We start from the raw sequence: 17,511 nt of genomic DNA on the forward strand, positions 1-17,511 counted from the left end.
TTACCGGAACATGCCTGGCAGATAGCTTTGAAAGCGCATGGTGCTGTTGCGCACGCCATCGGTGCGGTTGCGGCGTTGCGGCGCGGTCTTCGGCGTGGCGATGGCGGTCGGATTCGGCGGGCGCGACTGGCTCGGCGTGGCGCTGCCGCTGCTGGCGTCGCAATCCTCGTCCTGGTGCGGCACGCAGGTGGTGTCACCGGTGCGCGCCGCCGCTGCAAACGCGGTGGCGCTGCAGGACATCAAGGCGAGGGCGAGCAGGAGGCGCTTCTGCATGGAGCATCCGGCAGGGCGGAAGAATCGGGACTATACCCCGGTTCGTCGCCGGCTGCAGCCCGCCCCGGCGTCGGCGGGTTTCCCGGGATAATGGCGCAGATGGACGCCGCCTCTCCCTTCGATGACCGCAGCCTGTTGCGCTGCCTCGGCCCGCAGCCGATGTCCGGCGCGGAATTGGCGGCCCGGGCCGGGCAGACGCGCGCCGCCATCGGCAAGCGCATCCAGGCCCTGCGCAAGGCCGGACTCGCCATTGGCGCCGACCGCGGCCGCGGCTATTGGCTGGACACACCGCTCGACCTGCTGGATGCCGACGCGATCCGCGCCGGGATGACGCCCGCCGCGCGCACCCGCCTGCGTGCGCTCGACGTGGCGTGGCGGATCGATTCGACCAACACGGCATTGCTCGCGCGGCGTGCCGCCGACTCCGGCGTCGATGTGTTGTTGGCAGAACAGCAGACGGCCGGTCGCGGTCGCCGTGGCCGCCACTGGGTGTCGCCGTTGGCGGCGCATCTGTACCTATCCGTGTTGCGGCGTTTCGAGGGTGGACTGGCGCGACTGGGCGGATTGAGCCTGGTCGCCGGCATCGCGGTCGCCGAAGCGCTGCGCGATCACTGCGGACTCGTGGTCGGACTGAAGTGGCCCAACGATCTGCTGGTGGACGGGCGCAAGCTCGGCGGCATCCTGGTCGAAGGCGGTGGCGAACATGGCGGACCCGTGCAGGCGGTAATCGGCATCGGCATCAATGTACGCATGCCGGCGACGATGGCGCGGGAGATCGGCCAGCCGTGGATCGATCTTGCTTCCGTCATTGCCGCCGACAGCCTGCAACGTTCGCGAATCGCCGCGGCAGTGCTCGATGGATTGATCAACGCGCTCGATGCCTTCGATGCACACGGACTGGCGCCATTCCTTGAGCGTTATCGCGCGTTCGATGTGCTTGCCGGCGAGCATATCGACGTGCATGCCGCGGATGGCGTGCAGGTGATGCAGGCGTTGGGCTTGGCCGATGACGGCGGCTTGCGCGTGCGCCGTGGCGATGGCAGCGACACCGTGTTGCATTCCGGGGAAGTGAGCGTGCGCAGGACGATGGCATGAACGGCTGGCTGTTCGATCTCGGCAACACGCGGTTGAAATGTGCGCGACTGGACGACGCTGGCGATGCCGCCGGAACCGTCCTGGCCTTGCCGCATGAAGCGGAAGCGCTGGCGTTGCCGGACGACGTGCAGGGCGAGGTCGCGCTGGTGTCGTCGGTGGCGCCGGAGGCGGCGCGCGTGGCCTTGCTGCAGTGCTTGTCGCAACGCTTCCGCCGCATCCATCTCGCGCGAACGCTGCCGCATTGCGGTGCGCTGACGATTGCCTATCCGCTGCCCGAGCGCCTGGGCGTCGATCGCTTCCTGTCGCTGTTGGCGATCGCGGATGATCGTCGCGACACCTTGCTGGTTGGCGTCGGCACCGCGCTCACCATCGACTTGTTGCGCGCCGATGGCCAGCATCTTGGCGGGCGCATCGCGCCATCGCCGACCTTGATGCGCGAGATGCTGGCGGAACGTTCGGCGGCATTGCCGGCGGCGGGCGGTCGCTACGTCGAATTCGCCGACGACACCAGCGACGCGCTCGCCTCCGGTTGCGATGGCGCGGCGTTGGCGTTGATCGAGCGCAGCATGGGCGAAGCCGCGACGCAACTCGGCCACGCGCCGCGATTGCTGGTGCATGGTGGCGGCGTGGCTGCGTTGTTGCCGATGTTGAACACCAGTGAACCAGCGAATACCGAACCACGCACGGATCTGGTGCTGCGCGGCCTCGCGCATTGGGCGCGCTGGGCCGGCGTTGCATAATCACGCCATGATTGCCCGTCTTTTGCTCGTTGTCCTCGTCATCCTCAACCTCAGCGCCGCGGCGTGGTGGCTGTTCCATCGCGATACTGCGATGGCAACGACGGTGGGCGCCAATGCCGTTCCGGCGCTGCAGCTGGCCGATGCCGCGCATGCGCCGACTGCGACCACTACACAAGCTGCGACGATCCCGGCCGACGCGGTCTGCGCCAGTTTCGGGCCGTTCGCCGATGCCACATCGGCCGAGCAGGCGCGCCAGCAGTTGCGCGCGCAGGCGATCCGCGTCGATGCGCGCCAAGTGGCGCAGTCGGGGCGCGGCTACGACGTCATCCTTCCGCCCGAACAAGACGCGGCGGGTGCCGCGTTGCTGGACAAGCTCAAGGCCGCCGGCATCAAGGACATGTTCGTGATTCGCGATGGGGCGGATGCCAATGGCGTCGCGCTGGGCCATTTCGGATCGCCGGATGGCGCGCAGCGGCGTGTCGCCGAGTTGCAGGGCAAGGACTTCCAGCCGCATGTCCGTCCGGGCGGGCAGGCGCTGTTCTGGCTCGATGTCGCGGCGGCGGCCGGATTCGATCCGGCGCAGGTTCGCGACGCCGTGCATGCAACGCATGGCGAACGCGTGGCCTGCCCGGCCACATCGGGCTAAAATCCCCGGATTCGCCGCTTTAGCTCAGTTGGTAGAGCAACCGCCTTGTAAGCGGTAGGTCCACAGTTCGAGTCTGTGATGCGGCACCATTTCAATGCGTCCTCGGGCGATTCAGCCGAGGATCGCGTGCGGCAGGAAGCGCGCGCTGTCGGTGGTGATCAGCGAGGCGTCCTCGCGGATGCCCATGCCGACCGCCTCGTCACCCACCACCCAGCTGCCGATCACCGGATAGCGACCGTCGAACGTTGGCAACGGCTGCACGCGTTGCAGCACCGCCAGGCTGGTGTCGTAGGGGCCGGACGTGCCGATGGTCGTGCCGCCGTCCAGCGCCAAGGTGATATTGGCGCCTTCGCGTGAATGGATCGGCTTCAGTGCCCAACCCGTTGCCGGCGTCTGCCCGCGTTCGGCGAAGCGCGTTTCCAGCAGATTGGGGTGTCCGGGATGGCGTTCCCACAGCAGCGCGAGAATGCCCTTGTTGCTGAGCACGGATTTCCATGGCGGCTCGATCAGTTGCATCGTATTCGCCGCGAGTTTCGGACCGAAGGCATCGCGAAACATGTCTTCGAGCGGGTAGAGCTTGAACAAGGTGCGGATCACTCGGTCGTCGAGATCGGTGAACCAGCCATCGGCGCTGATGCCGATGTCCTCGATCGCCAGGCCAATCGTTTCGATGCCGCTCTGGTGCGCGCATTCCTGCAGATAGGCGATCGTGGTCTGGTCTTCGCGCGACGATTGCGTCGCCGCGAAATGAATGCACGATGCAACCTTGCCCTCCGCGAGCAATGCAGCGAAGCGCTCCTGCAGTGCTTCCTGGATGCGGTTGTACTGATCGGCGCCGTTCGGCAAACGGCCATCGCGGACCTGGTCTTCCAGCCAGTTCCACTGGAAGAATCCGGCTTCGAACAGGCTGGTCGGGGTGTCGTAGTTCAGTTCGTAGAGTTTCGCGGCACCGTTGCCGTCGTAGGCGAGGTCCATGCGTCCGTACAGGTGGGGATCACGACGACGCCACGATTGCGCAACCGTGTCCCAGAAGCCCGGGGCGATGCCGAGCTTCGCCATCAGTTCACCGGAATTTGCCACGTCGCCGACCAGTGCCATCGCCATCTCGTGCAGTTCCTGCGTCGGCGCTTCGATGTCGCGTTCGATTTCGTCGAGCGTGAACGTGTAGCAGGCGCTTTCGTCCCAATAGGGTTCGCCGTCGATGGTGTGGAAATCGAAGCCCTGCGCTTCGGCCTGTTCGCGCCAGTCGGCACGTTCGTCAATGCGGAGACGCTGCATCCCTCATTCGCCCGAGCCGTGGCCGGCGCCGGTCTCACCGAATCCGCCGCGGCTCATGGTCGCTGCCCGCGCGGGCACGCTGGTGCCGCTGCGTGCGCCGAAGGATTCGCCGCTGGCGGAAGTGAATTCGCTGCTCGACGTGCGTTGATATAGGGGCGTCGAGGTGAAGAACCGCCCGCCGCCCGAACCGCCGCAACCGGGCTGGTTCGGAGCGCTGGCGCAGCCGGCAGGCGCTGCCACGCCGCCATTCCGATTCAGCAGATAACCGGCGGCGAAGCCCATCATCATCGGCGCCCAGCTGGAGTGGCCACCGCCGTCCATGCGTTGCGCGCAATTGCTGAATTGCGCGTTGCAGGCATCCTGCGAGGCAAAGGCCGGCGCATTGCGATCGTGTTCGGCTTTCGCCTTGTTGTAGGCGGTTTCGCATTCGGCATGCGTCGCCCAACCCGATGCTTCGCATTGCGCCACCGATTGCATCACCGCATCGCGCGGGGTCTGTTGCGGCTGCGAGTCGGAACAGGCGACGAGTGCCATCGGCAACGCGGCCATCAGGCTGAGGGAGACTTTCCGGGAGCGCTTCATTCGCGGGCGATGGTGTGGGTGGAAGGAGCTGATGGTCGACCGATTCCGGTGACGGGCGCAAGTGGCCAGCGCCATGGCGGAGGGGCGTGATGGTCGCGGCGTTAGAATGCCCGTTGTTATCCGAGGCTCCCCACCCACCATGGCCATGCACCCCAGACCCGCTTCCGTGTACGGCCTGCCCACCGACATCGGCGCCGCGCACCGTGGTGCGTCGATGGGCCCGGAAGCGCTGCGGGTCGCGCGCCTGGTCGAAGCGATCGCCAAACGCGGCGTCGACATCCGTGACGAAGGCAACCTCGGTGGCCCGCGCAATCCGTTGTCGAAGCCGGTCGACGGCTATCGCCATCTCGACGAAGTGGTGGCATGGAACCGCGCGGCGATGTCGATGTCGGCGCGCATCCTCGGCGAAGGGCGGATGCCGATCATGCTCGGCGGCGATCACTGCCTGGCGATGGGATCGATCACCGCGGTCGCCGATCATTGCCGCGCCATCGGCAAGAAACTGCGCGTGTTGTGGCTGGATGCGCACGCCGACTTCAATACCCGCGACATCACCCCGAGCGGCAACCTGCACGGCATGCCAGTCGCCTGCCTGTGCGGACTCGGGCCGAAGGAACTGGTCGGCTTGGGCAAGCATGCGCCAGCATTGCGGCCCGACCAGATTCGCCAGATCGGCATCCGTTCGGTCGATGCCGGCGAGAAACGCCTGGTGCGCGAATACGAGATCGACATCTACGACATGCGCTACATCGACGAGATCGGCATGCGTCGGGTGATGGAAGAAGTGCTGGACGGCGTCGATGCCGACACCCATCTGCATGTCAGCTTCGATGTCGACATGCTCGATCCGGGCATCGCACCGGGCACCGGCACGCGCGTGCCCGGAGGCGTCAACTATCGCGAAGCGCAGTTGATGATGGAGATGATCGCCGATACCGGCGCTATGGGATCGCTCGACCTGGTTGAAGTGAATCCGGCGCTCGACAAGCGCAACGCCACCGCGAAACTCGCGGTCGACCTGGTGGAAAGCCTGTTCGGAAAATCGACCTTGATGCGCGATTAGCGATCAAGGAAACCAGGAACGACATGCGTGACTAACGCGTGATTGATGCGTGAATGCGCCTGACCGATTCAGGCATGAAAGCGCGCGCTGAACGGCTTCGCCTGTTCACCTAATGCAATGCGCGATGCATACGTTTTTGCAACGTGCTGCTCACCATTTGCAAATGGAATGACGCGGAGAATCATCCCTGCGATCGACGTGATCGCGCCGACGCAATGTCAGGAGCACGCAATGAACAAAGACATCATTTCCGGCAAATGGGAACAGGTCAAGGGCGCCGCACAGGCCAAGTGGGGCAAGCTCACCAACGATGATCTCGATATCGCGCAAGGCGATGCCAAGTATCTGGCCGGACGACTTCAGGAACGCTATGGCATGGAAGAGAACCAGGCCAAGCGCGAAGTCGACGAATTCCAGAAGACCATCCAGTAATCGTCAACAGCAAGCGCCATCAATCATTCCTCGGCGGATCGGGCACGAACCCGCCGGGGAACGGTTGGGGGCGGCGATTGATCGGTGCGCGCCATGTCGGAATCACGCCGATGCGGCGCAATGCGGCGATATCGTTGTAACGCACGCTCACCACCTCGGTCGGGCGATTGCTGGCGCGACGGAACGTGGTGCTGTCGACCGGCGACCATTGCGAATCGCCATGGCCAGTGCCGATGCGCTGCGGCACCGCGCTACGCGATTCCGCCATGGGTGCAGCGGCATCGGAAGAGGACATCTCGCCACGCGCTTTCGCGGCGTTGTCATATGGGCGCGGCATGGGCAAGGTAATCGGCGGCGGCAGCGGACGCACATGGCGCTCGCGGAACACCGCCGCACCAATCACGCCGATATTGTCGGGACGCCCGGTGCGCGCGGCGTAACTGTCGCCGACATCGGTGAAGACGAATTGCGCGACACGTTGCATCGACTTGCGCCAACCGTCGATCTCGGCGCTCTGGCCCGGTTCCAGCACGTAACCGGATTGCTCCGTCGTCGCGGTCTGGCCGCTGATCGCGTTGACGCCATCCACCGACAGCACCACCAGCAGGCGTTCGCCGGAGGTGTTGGTCAAGCGCACCGAATAACGATGGCCGGGCGTTCCGGGCACCCAGGTGTCGCCGCGATGGCGGTATTCCGGCAGTGTCGAGCCGCTGTCGCGATCGGTGACGGACAGGTCGATCCAGTCGCCGGCATGGGCGACGCTCGGGGTAAAAGCCAGCGGGACGAGTGCGAGCAGGCAGGCGCAGGACAACGGGACGAGGCGGGGCATGTCGATCTCCGTGCGGTGGGTGTTGTGGTTTCCAACGCGCCGCCACCGGGAATGGGGTTGGCCGCTACACTGGCGGATCACGATTTGCCATTCGATTCGCCATTCGTTCATGGACAAGCGCAAAACCCGCATCCTCACCGGCATCACCACGTCCGGCACGCCGCACCTCGGCAACTATGTCGGCGCGATCCGTCCGGCGATCGCCGCCAGTCGTGCCGACAGCGCCGAGAGTTTCTATTTCCTCGCCGACCTGCACAGCCTGATCAAGGCGCAGGATCCGGCGCGCACCCAGCGTTCGACCCTGGAGATCGCGGCGAGCTGGCTGGCCTGCGGGCTCGATCCGCAGCGCGTGTGGTTTTATCGCCAGAGCGACATTCCCGAGATCAGCGAACTCACCTGGTTCCTCACTTGCGTCGCCGGCAAGGGCATCCTCAACCGCGCACACGCCTACAAGGCCGCGGTCGACAAGAATCGCGCCGATGGCGAAGACGACGATGCTGGCATCACTGCGGGCCTCTTCATGTACCCGGTGTTGATGGCTGCCGACATCCTGATCTTCAACGCCAACCGGGTGCCGGTCGGGCGCGACCAGATCCAGCACATCGAGATGGCGCGCGATTTCGGCCAGCGCTTCAACCACATCTACGGACACGAATACTTCGCGTTGCCGGAAGCGCTGGTGGACGATGACGCCGCCACGCTCTCCGGCCTCGACGGCCGCAAGATGAGCAAGAGCTACAACAACACCATCCCGTTGTTCGCGCCGCGCGAGCAGTTGAAGAAGCTGGTGTTCTCGATGCTCACCGATTCGCGCGCGCCGGGAGAAGCCAAGGACAGGGAAGGGTCGCCGCTGTTCCAGCTCTACAAGGTGTTCGCCAGCACCGAGGAAACCGCCGCATTCGCACAGGCCTATGCCGACGGCATCGGCTGGGGCGATGCCAAACAGCGCGTATTCGAAGTGGTGGATCGCGAGATCGCGCCGTTGCGCGAATGCTACGACGACTTGATGACGCGCCCGCAGGAGATCGAGGCGATCCTGCGCGATGGCGCCAGGCGCCTGCGCGAACGCTACGCGATGCCGTTCATCGCCGAATTGCGCGAAGCGGTCGGCCTGCGTGATCTTTCCAGCGCCAATGTCGCGGTGGAAGCGAAGCCGGAAGGTGCGGCGACCGATGCACCGGTGCCGACCTTCAAGCAATACCGTGAAGCCGACGGCAAGTTCTATTTCAAGTTGATGGAAGGCGATCGCCTGCTGCTGGTCAGCATCGGCTTCGATTCACCGCGCGATGCCGGCCAGCGCGTCGCCGCGATGAAGGAAGGCGCGCTGGAAGGCGGTGAAGACTTCCGCCTCGCCGATGGCGTCAGCAGCGACGAGGTCAACGCTGCGCTGGCGAGATTCGTCGCCGCGCAGCTCGCGCAAGAGTGATCCTTACTGCGGCGACGCCATGTCGTCGAGCAGCGCCTTGAGGAAACGCGCGGCCTCGCCACCGGTGGCGGCGCGATGGTCGAAGGTCAGCGAAATCGGGATGCGACGATGCACCTCTATCCCGCCCATCACCGCGACCACGTCGTGCGAGAGCTTGCCGGCGCCGACGATCGCCACGCATGGCGGCACCACTACCGGCGTCGCGTAACGACCGGCGAACATGCCGAAGTTCGACAACGAAATCGTGTAGCCGGACAGCTCGCTCGACGGGATCGAACGATCCTCGACCTGCGCGCGCAGGCGCTTGATCGCCGCACGCACGCCGTTGCCGTCGAGCATGTCGGCGTTGCGCAGTGCCGGGACGAACAGGCCGTCGTCGGTATCGACTGCTATGCCGAGGTCGACCTGCGGGTGCATCGTGCGGGTGAGATTGGCGCCATCGAACCAGGCGTTGAGCGCCGGCACCGTCTTGCAGGCGCTGACGATCGCACGCACCAGTCGCGAGGTGATGTCCTGCTTGCCGATCCAGGCGTGGAGGTCGGCGTCATCGACCAGTGTGGTCGGCACGACCTGCGCATGCGCATCGGCCATGACGCGCGCCATGTTGCGACGCACGCCCTTCAACTGTTCCGGCTGGCCAGTGACGACGACGCCCGGCGGCTGCGTGCGCATCGGCTTGCCCGATTGCGACAACGTGCTGCGTTGCTGCACGGGCGTCGACGCCGCCATCGGCGCATCGACCGCGCGTTGCGCCGCTGCCGCGCCCGGTTTCGCGGAGCCATCGGCTGCTGCACGCTTGACGTCATCCATGCCGACCACGCCGTCGGGACCGCTGGCGCGGACGCGGGCGATATCGACGCCGAGCTTGCGCGCCATCGCACGCACCGCGGGCACTGCCTTGACGCCACCGACGCTCATCGCGGCTTCGGCATGCACGGAATCACCGACCTGCATCGCACCGACCACGGTGCCGGCGTCTTCGCTCTTTGCTGCAGCAGGCGCGGGTGCGGCGGCCGCAGCGGGAGCAGGCGCTGGTGCGCCGCCATGATGATGACCGGTGTCCTGGCCTTCTGCGCGCTGCGGTGCGTTCGGATCGATCTCGAACTCTGCGAGCATGTGGCCGGTGACGATCACGTCGCCTTCGCCGCCGGCGAGTTTCAGTATCTTGCCGCTGACCGGCGAGGGCACGTCGACCACCGCCTTCGCGGTTTCCATCGACACCAGGTTGTCGTCGAGGCGAATGCTGTCGCCTTCCTTGACGTACCACTTGACGATGGTGGCGTCGGGCAGGCCTTCGCCGAGGTCGGGGAGATTGAATGTCTTGTTGGCCATGTCGGTTCCTTACTTGTGCGCCATCGCGCGCCTGGCGGCCGCGACGATCTTGTCCACGCTCGGCAGATACTTCATTTCGAGGCGGAACAGCGGGATGTGGGTGTCGTACCCGGTGACGCGCTCGACCGGTGCCAGCAGGTCGAACAGGCATTCCTCGGCGATGCGCGCGGCGATCTCGGCGCCGAAGCCGGCGGTTTTCGCCGCTTCATGCACGATCACGCAACGTCCGGTCTTGGCGACCGATTCCGCGATCGTGGCGAAATCGAGCGGCTTGAGCGTGGCGACGTCGATCACTTCGGCGCTGATGCCGTCCTTCGCCAAGCTCTCGGCGGCTTCCAGCGTTTCCTTGACCTGCGCGCCCCATGTCACCAGGGTGATGTCGCTGCCATCGCGCAGCACGAAGCAGACATCGAGCGGCAACGCTTCGCCGTCATCCGGCACCAGTTCCTTGTACTGGCGATAGATGCGCTTCGGTTCCATGTAGATCACCGGATCGGGATCGCGGATCGCGGCCAGCAGCAGGCCGTAGGCGCGTTGCGGCGATGACGGCATCACCACGCGCAATCCGGGCACGTTGGTGAAGATCGCTTCGTTCGCTTCGGAGTGATGTTCCGGTGCACGGATGCCACCGCCCCACGGCACGCGCAGCACCATCGGGCAGTGCAGGCGTCCGCGCGTGCGATAGCGCATGCGCGCGGCGTGGCTGACGATGAAGTCGACCATCGGATACATGAAGCCGTCGAACTGCGCTTCCGCGACTGGCTTCATCCCTTGTGATGCCATGCCGACAGTCAAGCCAGCGATCGTGGTTTCATCTAGTGGGGTGTCGAGCACGCGCTGGTCGCCGAAACGTTGCTGCAGGCCGGCGGTGGCGCGGAACACGCCGCCATTGACGCCGACGTCCTCGCCGAGCACGACGACCGAATCGTCATGCTGGATTTCGTAAGCCAATGCCTGCGTGATCGCCTCGATCAGCGTGATGGGAGCCGGGGTGATGGCTGCGGTCTCGCTCATGCGCGCTTCTCCAGGGACAGCGCCATCTCGCGTTGCGCGCGCACGTCGGCGGGCATGTCGGCGTACAGATAATCGAACATCGCTTCCACCGGCTGCACCGGGGTCTCCAGATAGGCATTGATTTCGATGTCGATGTCCTTGCCGCATTGCTCGATCCACGCGGTTTCTTCCTGCTCGCTCCACACTTTGCGCTCGGTCAGGAACTTGCGCAGGCGCAGGAACGGTTCGCGCGTCCACGCATCCGTCACCTCGTCCTCGCCGCGATAGCGACGGGCATCGTCGGCGGTGGTGTGGTCGTGCAGGCGATAGGTCATGAATTCGATCACGCTGGCGCCGTCACCCTTGCGCGCGCGTTCGTTGGCGAGGCGCATCGCTTCCATCACCGCGATCAGATCGTTGCCGTCCACCTGCAGGCAGTGCAATCCGCCGGCCAGCCCCTTCTGCGCCAAAGTTTGCGCGCCGGTCTGCGCCTTGCGCGGCACCGAGATCGCCCAGCCGTTGTTGATCACGCACAACACCAGCGGCAGCGAAAACGCGCCGCCGGAATTCACCGCGGCGTAGAAATCGGTCTTCGACGAACCACCGTCGCCGCAGCAGGCCACTGCGACGCGCGGTTCCTTGCGCAGCTTGAACGCCAGCGCCGCGCCGGCCGCCATCAGGCATTGGGTGGAGATCGGCACGCACCACGGATAGTCGTTGCGCGGGCCTTCGAAATCGTTGCCACGTTCGTCGCCGCCCCAGTACAGCAGCACTTCGCGCGGTCGCACGCCGCGCATGAACTGCGCACCGTATTCGCGATAGCTGGGCGCGAACACGTCTTCCGGCGCCATCGATGCGCCGATGCCGACATGCGTCGCTTCGTGGCCAAGGCTCGCGGCGTAGGTGCCGAGCTTGCCGGTGCGCTGCAAGGCGATGGCCTTGGAATCGAAGGTGCGCACGAACAACATGCGCTTGAACAACGGCACCAGCTTGGCCGGATCGCTGAACGCCGCCGGCAACGGCGCCGCCAGCGTGCCATCAGGCTTGAGGTATTGCAGGTATTCGATCTCGAACGATGCAGCGATGGTCATCTGGGCTCCATGGGCGGACCAAGACCGCCAATGATACGGGCGGCATCGAAAACTCCCGTTGCGCGCTGCGGCATCGCAGCATTCCGCCTGCACAGGATCGGGCCGGATCGGGTCAGTCCGGTGACGCGTGCGAGAATTGCCGCATGAGCATCGAAGACAATACCCGCGCGCTGGAAAGCGGCATCCACACCGATCTGGCCGGGCGCATGACCTACGCCGGCTACCTGCAGCTGCCGACATTGCTGTCGGCACAGCAACCGCTGTCGCAACCGCCGCACCACGACGAACTGCTGTTCATCATCCAGCACCAGACCTCGGAACTGTGGCTGAAACTGCTGGTGCACGAACTCACCGCCGCGGTGGCCGAGTTACGCAACGATCGCAGCGGCCGCTTCGGCAAGATCGTCGCGCGTTGCAAGCGCATCCTCGACCAGCTCACCGCGCAGTGGTCGGTGCTGGAAACGCTGACGCCATCGGAATACCTCGAATTTCGCGACATCCTCGGTCCGTCCAGCGGCTTCCAGTCGCGCCAGTACCGCACCGTCGAATTCCTGCTCGGCAACAAGAATGCGGCGATGGTCAAGGTGTTCCAGCACGATCCGGCGGAACAGGCCGCGCTCGAGGCAGTGCTGCAGGCGCCGAGCCTGTACGACGAATTCCTGTGTTATCTCGCACGCTGGGGACACGCCATTCCCGAACGTCATCTGCAGCGAGACTGGTCGATCGCCCACGTCAACGATCCCGAACTGCTGCCGGTGTTCCGCAACATCTACGAGCACACCGACCAGTACTGGCGCGAATACCAGTTGTGCGAAGACCTGGTCGACCTGGAGACGCAATTCCAGTTGTGGCGCTTCCGCCACATGCGCACGGTGATGCGCATCATCGGGTTCCGGCGCGGCACCGGTGGCTCGTCGGGCGTCGATTTCCTCAAGCGCGCGCTCGACCTGACCTTCTACCCGGAACTGTTCGAGGTCCGCACCTCCCTCGGGAACGATGCCGCCGAGTGAGCCGCAAGCCGTGACCGCGACCTGGAAAATGCCCGGGTGAATGCGCCCCGGGTTTGACGGCGACGGGTAAAGTCCGGTAAATCTCGCCGGATTGCCCGCGTGGCGCCAGTTCACCCCAAGGAAACCTGCATGAACCCAACGATGCCCGATCGAGTCGAGCCCGCCGGGCCGGGAATGGAAGCGCCGACCACTGGCAACCCACCGGAGTTCGCCGACGTTCTCGGCCATCCGCGTCCGTTGTGGATGCTGTTCATGACCGAGTTCTGGGAGCGCTTCGCGTTCTACGGCATTCGCTGGGCGATGGTGTTGTACATCGTCGCGCAGTTCAAGGGCGGCAATCCCGCGGGTGAAAAAGATGCCAGCCATCTCTACGGCGCCTATCTGGCACTGGTGTATGCGGCGGCGATCTTCGGCGGTTACATCGCCGACAAACTGATCGGCTACCAGCGCTCGATCCTGACCGGCGCGCTGATCATGGGCGCGGGACTATTCATGCTGGCATCACCGACCGAGCCGCTGTTCAAGCTCGGCCTCGCCACCGTCATCGTCGGCAACGGCATGTTCAAGCCGATCATCTCGACCCTGGTTGGCAAGATCTACACGCAGGCCGACCAGCGCCGCGATTCCGGCTTCACCATCTTCTACATGGGCATCAACCTGGGCGCGATGATCTCGCCGATCATCACCCAGCAACTCGCGCAGAAGGTGTTCGGCACCGATGCGATGCCGGCCTACAAGATGGTGTTCATCGCTTCCGGCGTTGGCATGGTGCTGAGCTTCATGTGGTTCTGGTTCGGGCGCGCGCAATTGAAGGGCGTGGGCGCATCGGACGCGGCGCAGTCGAGCGTGGCGCGGCTGGTCGGCGTGATCGTTGCCAGTCTCGTGATCGGCATTCCGATGTACTACTTCCTGCTCAACATCGACGCCAGCATCCTCAACTGGATCCTGATCGCCTGCCTGATCGGCCCGGCCATCATGCTGGTGATCGAAGGCATCCGCGAAGGGCGCGTGCCACGCGACAAGGTAATCGCGATGCTGATCATCCTCGCCTTCAACGTGTTCTTCTGGTGCTTCTTCGAGCAGGCCGGCAGCAGCTTCACCTTCCTCGCCGACAAGATCGTCAATCGCGACCTTGGTTTCATGACCTTCCCGAACGCGTGGTTCCAGTCGGTGAACTCGGTGGCGATCATCGTGCTGGCGCCGATCATCGCCTGGATCTGGGTGAAGATGGGTCGCAACAACCCGACCATCCCGCGCAAGTTCAGCCTCGGCCTGATCTTTAACGGCCTCGCCTTCCTGTTGCTGATGTTCGCGTTGAAGTCGCTGGTATCGCCGGAGACCGGCAAGATCCCGTTCTGGACGCTGTTCGCGGTGTACTGGATCCAGTCGATCGGCGAGCTTTGCCTGTCGCCGATCGGCCTGTCGATGACCACCAAGTTGGCACCGCCAAAGCTGACCGGTTTCGCGATGGGCGCGTGGTTCCTGTCGATCGCGATCGGCAACAACCTGGCCGGCCTGTTCGCGGGCGAAGCCAGCGGCGAAGGCGGCATGACCGTGCAATCGGCGCACGCGGCCTACACCCAGGGTTTCTGGATCCTGATGGGCGCGGGCGTGTTGCTGTTCCTGGTTGCCCCGCTGGTCAATCGCCTGATGCACGGCGTGAAGTGATCGTCCATTTGATGGATGCGAAAACGGCGATCCACGGGTCGCCGTTCTTGTTTGCGGAACAATCGAGCGCTCAACCCGGCGGCGCGTCGTCGTCCTTGCCGACGTGTTCCGCGCGCAGTTCCAGTTCGTCGAGGCGGTCGAGCAGGCGGAATAGCAGGGCGCGTTCTTCCTCCTCCATCCCTTCCAGCATCTGCCGTTCGAATCCCAGCGCCATTGGCGCGATCTGGTCGTAGATCGCATAACCGGCCTCCGACAGGTGCAGCACCGAGCGGCGGCGGTCGTCATCGTCGAATTCTCGGGCGATGCGTCCGGTTTCGAGCAACTTGGCCACCGCGCGGCTCACCGCCACCTTGTCCATCGCCGTACGTTGCGCCACCTGGGTCGCCGACAGCCCGGGATAACGCCCGAGCACCGCCATCACCCGCCATTCGGTGATGCTGAGGGCGAAACTGCGCTGGTACGCGCGGGCGATCGCGCCGCTGGCCCGGTTGGACAGCACGCTGAGGCGGTAGGGCAGGAAGCGCTCGAGGTCGAGCTGGGCGTGCCTGGGGGCGGGGGATCTGGGCATCGGGACGGCACCGCTTGAGATGGTTGCAATTGAAACTATAGAATAGGGGTTCAACGAGAGGAAGCTTGCCATGAATGCGCAACCCAACGTCGGCATGACCGTGACCACCTTCGAGAACCCGCTGGGGATCAACGGCTTCGAGTTCGTCGAATTCGCCGCGCCGGCCGGCCACGGCGCCGCCATGCGCAGCTATCTCGAGAATCTCGGCTTCACTGGGGTGGCGAAGCACAAGTCGCGCGACATCACCCTGTTCCGCCAGGGCCGCATCAATTTCCTGCTCAACGAAACTGTTGATTCCTTCGCCTCGGATTTCGCGCAGGAGCACGGCCCGTCTGCCTGCGGCTTCGCGATCCGTTTCCGCAAGCCCAGTGAAGTCGTGCTGCGGCACGTGCTCGCCAGCGGTGGCGAGGAGATGACATCCCGCGCCGAGACCCGCGCGATCGATGCACCGGTGATCAAGGGCATCGGCGATTGCATGCTCTACCTGATCGACGACGACCGTCACGACGATCTCTATGCGGATTTCGTGCCGCTGCCTGGCGTCGACCAGCATCCGCAGGGCTTCGGGCTGACCTTCATCGATCATCTGACCCACAACCTGTTCATGGGCAACATGCAGAAGTGGTCGGATTACTACGAGAAGCTGTTCAACTTCCGCGAGATCCGCTATTTCGACATCAAGGGTGCCAAGACCGGCCTGCTGTCCAAGGCGATGACCGCGCCGGACGGCATCGTGCGCATCCCGCTGAATGAATCGAGCGACGAGAAATCGCAGATCAACGAATACCTGCGCGAATACAATGGCGAAGGCATCCAGCACATCGCGCTGTTCACCGACAGCATCTACGACACGGTGGAAGCGATGCGTGCCAGGGGCATCGCCTTCCTCGACACGCCGGACAGTTATTTCGACGTGATCGACAGGCGCGTGCCCAACCATGGCGAGGACGTGCCGCGGCTGGCCAGGAACAAGATCCTGATCGATGCCGATCCGGAAACGCAGCAGCGCAAGTTGCTGCAGATCTTCACCCAGAACGCGTTCGGTCCGATCTTCTTCGAGATCATCCAGCGCAAGGGCAACGAAGGCTTCGGCGAAGGCAACTTTCAGGCGCTGTTCGAATCGATCGAACGCGACCAGATGAAGCGCGGCGTGTTGTAAGGTGCGTTGACCCAACGGAGCGCGTCATGCAAGCGAATGGCTACCAGTCCGGTTTCGGCAACGAATTCGCCAGCGAGGCGGTCGCCGGCGCGCTGCCGGTCGGCCGCAACTCGCCGCAGCGCGTCGCCCACGGGCTGTACGCCGAACAGTTGAGTGGTACCGCGTTCACTGCGCCACGCCACGCCAATCGTCGCAGCTGGTTGTATCGCATCCGGCCGGCGGCGATGCACGGTGAATTCAGCCTGCTCGGCCATGCGCATTTCCACAACGACTTCGGCGACGGTCCGGTCACCCCGGATCAACTGCGCTGGAACCCGTTGCCGATCCCCACGACGGCGACGGATTTCGTCGACGGATTGTTCACCATGGGTGGCAATGGCTCGGCGGCCGCGCAGCACGGCATCGCCATCCACCTGTACGCGGCCAATCGTGACATGCAGGGCCGTTTCTTCTACGACGCCGATGGCGAATTGCTGATCGTGCCGCAGCAGGGACGATTGCACATCGAAACCGAACTGGGCGTGCTCGATGTCGAGCCGCAGGAAATCGCGGTGATCCCGCGTGGTGTGCGCTTCCGCGTCGGACTGCCCGATGGCGAATCGCGCGGCTACGTCTGCGAGAACTTCGGTGCGTTCCTGCGTATTCCCGATCTAGGTCCGATCGGCAGCAACGGTCTGGCCAATCCGCGCGATTTCCTCACTCCGAACGCCGCGTTCGAGGATATCGAGGGCAAGTTCGAACTGGTGGCGAAATTCCAGGGCCATCTGTGGCGCGCCGACATCGGCCATTCACCGCTGGATGTGGTGGCGTGGCACGGCAACCACGTGCCGTACAAATACGACCTGCGCAGGTTCAACGCCATCGGTTCGATCAGTTTCGATCATCCCGATCCGTCGATTTTCCTGGTGCTGACGTCGCCGTCGGAGTCGCCGGGCGTCGGCAACATGGATTTCGTGATCTTCCCGCCACGCGTGTTGGTGGCGCAGGACACCTTCCGCCCGCCGTGGTTCCATCGCAACATCGCCAGCGAATTCATGGGGCTGATCCACGGCGCCTACGATGCCAAGGCTGATGGTTTCGTGCCCGGTGGCGGTTCGCTGCACAACTGCATGACCGGCCATGGGCCCGACGCGGCGACGTTTGAAAAGGCCGGTGCCGCCGACACCTCGAAGCCCGATGTCATCACCGACACCATGGCCTTCATGTTCGAATCGCGCAACGTGATCCGCCCGACGCAGCAGGCGATTGACGCGCCTCATCGCCAGCGTGACTACCAGCATTGCTGGGCCGGATTGCAGAAGCATTTCAATCCGGCGGAGGCTTGAC

General features: G+C 64.5%; 18 protein-coding genes and 1 tRNA gene. 11 read left to right on the forward strand and 8 right to left on the reverse strand.

Translation table 11 applies throughout. From position 1 onward, the window contains the following. Complete coding sequence (locus Lysil_RS03990) at nucleotides 1–273, reverse strand: hypothetical protein (RefSeq protein WP_103074244.1); 273 nt, start codon at nucleotides 271–273, stop codon at nucleotides 1–3. Between the two features lie 99 nt (nucleotides 274–372). On the opposite strand from Lysil_RS03990, the gene Lysil_RS03995 reads away from it, so the two are divergent. From Lysil_RS03995 to Lysil_RS04010, 4 genes are all read left to right on the forward strand, one after another. Beyond that, nucleotides 373–1,368, forward strand: coding sequence for a biotin--[acetyl-CoA-carboxylase] ligase (locus tag Lysil_RS03995; RefSeq protein ID WP_103074975.1), 996 nt, complete (start codon nucleotides 373–375; stop codon nucleotides 1,366–1,368). Continuing rightward, nucleotides 1,365–2,108, forward strand: a complete 744-nt coding sequence (locus Lysil_RS04000) for a type III pantothenate kinase (RefSeq protein ID WP_103074245.1) — start codon at nucleotides 1,365–1,367, stop codon at nucleotides 2,106–2,108. Before Lysil_RS03995 ends, Lysil_RS04000 begins: the two co-directional genes overlap by 4 nt. A 7-nt stretch (nucleotides 2,109–2,115) precedes the next feature. Further along, on the forward strand, nucleotides 2,116–2,754 hold the full coding sequence (locus Lysil_RS04005) for an SPOR domain-containing protein (protein ID WP_103074246.1): 639 nt from the start codon (nucleotides 2,116–2,118) through the stop codon (nucleotides 2,752–2,754). A gap of 13 nt (nucleotides 2,755–2,767) precedes the next feature. After that, nucleotides 2,768–2,843 (forward strand) — tRNA-Thr (locus Lysil_RS04010). Between the two features lie 22 nt (nucleotides 2,844–2,865). Here the strand turns inward: Lysil_RS04010 and Lysil_RS04015 are convergent. Both Lysil_RS04015 and Lysil_RS04020 read right to left on the reverse strand, forming a co-directional pair. Continuing rightward, nucleotides 2,866–4,032 carry a glutathionylspermidine synthase family protein gene (locus Lysil_RS04015; RefSeq protein WP_103074247.1) on the reverse strand — a complete coding sequence of 389 codons (1,167 nt, stop codon included), beginning with the start codon at nucleotides 4,030–4,032 and terminating at the stop codon, nucleotides 2,866–2,868. A gap of 3 nt (nucleotides 4,033–4,035) precedes the next feature. Next, the gene (locus tag Lysil_RS04020; RefSeq protein ID WP_165782376.1) at nucleotides 4,036–4,614 is read right to left on the reverse strand and encodes a DUF1190 domain-containing protein; all 579 of its coding nucleotides are present in this window, start codon (nucleotides 4,612–4,614) and stop codon (nucleotides 4,036–4,038) included. Between the two features lie 139 nt (nucleotides 4,615–4,753). Between Lysil_RS04020 and rocF the strand changes: the two genes are divergently transcribed. Both rocF and Lysil_RS04030 read left to right on the forward strand, forming a co-directional pair. Further along, nucleotides 4,754–5,677 (forward strand): arginase, encoded by a 924-nt coding sequence (gene rocF, locus Lysil_RS04025; protein WP_103074248.1) that lies wholly within the window; start codon nucleotides 4,754–4,756, stop codon nucleotides 5,675–5,677. A 231-nt stretch (nucleotides 5,678–5,908) separates the two neighbouring features. After that, a complete protein-coding gene (locus Lysil_RS04030) occupies nucleotides 5,909–6,109 on the forward strand; it encodes a CsbD family protein (protein WP_103074249.1) in 201 nt (66 codons plus the stop codon). A 19-nt stretch (nucleotides 6,110–6,128) separates the two neighbouring features. Here the strand turns inward: Lysil_RS04030 and Lysil_RS04035 are convergent, their stop codons facing one another. After that, the gene (locus Lysil_RS04035) at nucleotides 6,129–6,938 is read right to left on the reverse strand and encodes a hypothetical protein (RefSeq protein ID WP_103074977.1); all 810 of its coding nucleotides are present in this window, start codon (nucleotides 6,936–6,938) and stop codon (nucleotides 6,129–6,131) included. Nucleotides 6,939–7,047: 109 nt separating this feature from the next. Between Lysil_RS04035 and Lysil_RS04040 the strand changes: the two genes are divergently transcribed. After that, the gene (locus Lysil_RS04040; protein ID WP_103074250.1) at nucleotides 7,048–8,364 is read left to right on the forward strand and encodes a tryptophan--tRNA ligase; all 1,317 of its coding nucleotides are present in this window, start codon (nucleotides 7,048–7,050) and stop codon (nucleotides 8,362–8,364) included. A gap of 3 nt (nucleotides 8,365–8,367) precedes the next feature. On the opposite strand, the gene Lysil_RS04045 is transcribed toward Lysil_RS04040, so the two are convergent. The 3 genes from Lysil_RS04045 to pdhA are packed head-to-tail and all read right to left on the reverse strand — an operon-like array spanning nucleotide 8,368 to nucleotide 11,780. Then, entirely contained in the window at nucleotides 8,368–9,696 is a 1,329-nt protein-coding gene (locus Lysil_RS04045; protein WP_103074251.1) for a dihydrolipoamide acetyltransferase family protein, read from the reverse strand. A 9-nt stretch (nucleotides 9,697–9,705) separates the two neighbouring features. Continuing rightward, nucleotides 9,706–10,710 (reverse strand): alpha-ketoacid dehydrogenase subunit beta, encoded by a 1,005-nt coding sequence (locus tag Lysil_RS04050; RefSeq protein WP_103074252.1) that lies wholly within the window; start codon nucleotides 10,708–10,710, stop codon nucleotides 9,706–9,708. Beyond that, nucleotides 10,707–11,780, reverse strand: a complete 1,074-nt coding sequence (gene pdhA / locus Lysil_RS04055; protein WP_103074253.1) for a pyruvate dehydrogenase (acetyl-transferring) E1 component subunit alpha — start codon at nucleotides 11,778–11,780, stop codon at nucleotides 10,707–10,709. The genes Lysil_RS04050 and pdhA overlap by 4 nt, the downstream gene beginning before the upstream one ends. A 143-nt stretch (nucleotides 11,781–11,923) precedes the next feature. Here pdhA and Lysil_RS04060 point away from each other — a divergent pair, with 143 nt between their 5' ends. After that, nucleotides 11,924–12,790, forward strand: coding sequence for a tryptophan 2,3-dioxygenase (locus Lysil_RS04060; protein WP_103074254.1), 867 nt, complete (start codon nucleotides 11,924–11,926; stop codon nucleotides 12,788–12,790). A 174-nt stretch (nucleotides 12,791–12,964) separates the two neighbouring features. Then, nucleotides 12,965–14,458: a peptide MFS transporter gene (locus Lysil_RS04065; protein WP_103074255.1), complete on the forward strand. Its 1,494-nt coding sequence runs from the start codon at nucleotides 12,965–12,967 to the stop codon at nucleotides 14,456–14,458. A gap of 70 nt (nucleotides 14,459–14,528) precedes the next feature. Here the strand turns inward: Lysil_RS04065 and Lysil_RS04070 are convergent, their stop codons facing one another. Continuing rightward, nucleotides 14,529–15,026, reverse strand: a complete 498-nt coding sequence (locus Lysil_RS04070; protein WP_103074256.1) for a MarR family winged helix-turn-helix transcriptional regulator — start codon at nucleotides 15,024–15,026, stop codon at nucleotides 14,529–14,531. Between the two features lie 70 nt (nucleotides 15,027–15,096). Here Lysil_RS04070 and hppD point away from each other — a divergent pair, with 70 nt between their 5' ends. After that, nucleotides 15,097–16,185 (forward strand): 4-hydroxyphenylpyruvate dioxygenase, encoded by a 1,089-nt coding sequence (hppD, locus tag Lysil_RS04075; RefSeq protein WP_103074257.1) that lies wholly within the window; start codon nucleotides 15,097–15,099, stop codon nucleotides 16,183–16,185. A 26-nt stretch (nucleotides 16,186–16,211) separates the two neighbouring features. Beyond that, a complete protein-coding gene (gene hmgA, locus Lysil_RS04080) occupies nucleotides 16,212–17,510 on the forward strand; it encodes a homogentisate 1,2-dioxygenase (RefSeq protein WP_103074258.1) in 1,299 nt (432 codons plus the stop codon). The last annotated feature ends 1 nt before the right edge of the window (nucleotide 17,511 follow it).

The sequence above is a fragment of the Solilutibacter silvestris genome, from assembly GCF_002895945.1.
GTDB classification, from domain to species: Bacteria; Pseudomonadota; Gammaproteobacteria; order Xanthomonadales; family Xanthomonadaceae; genus Solilutibacter; species Solilutibacter silvestris.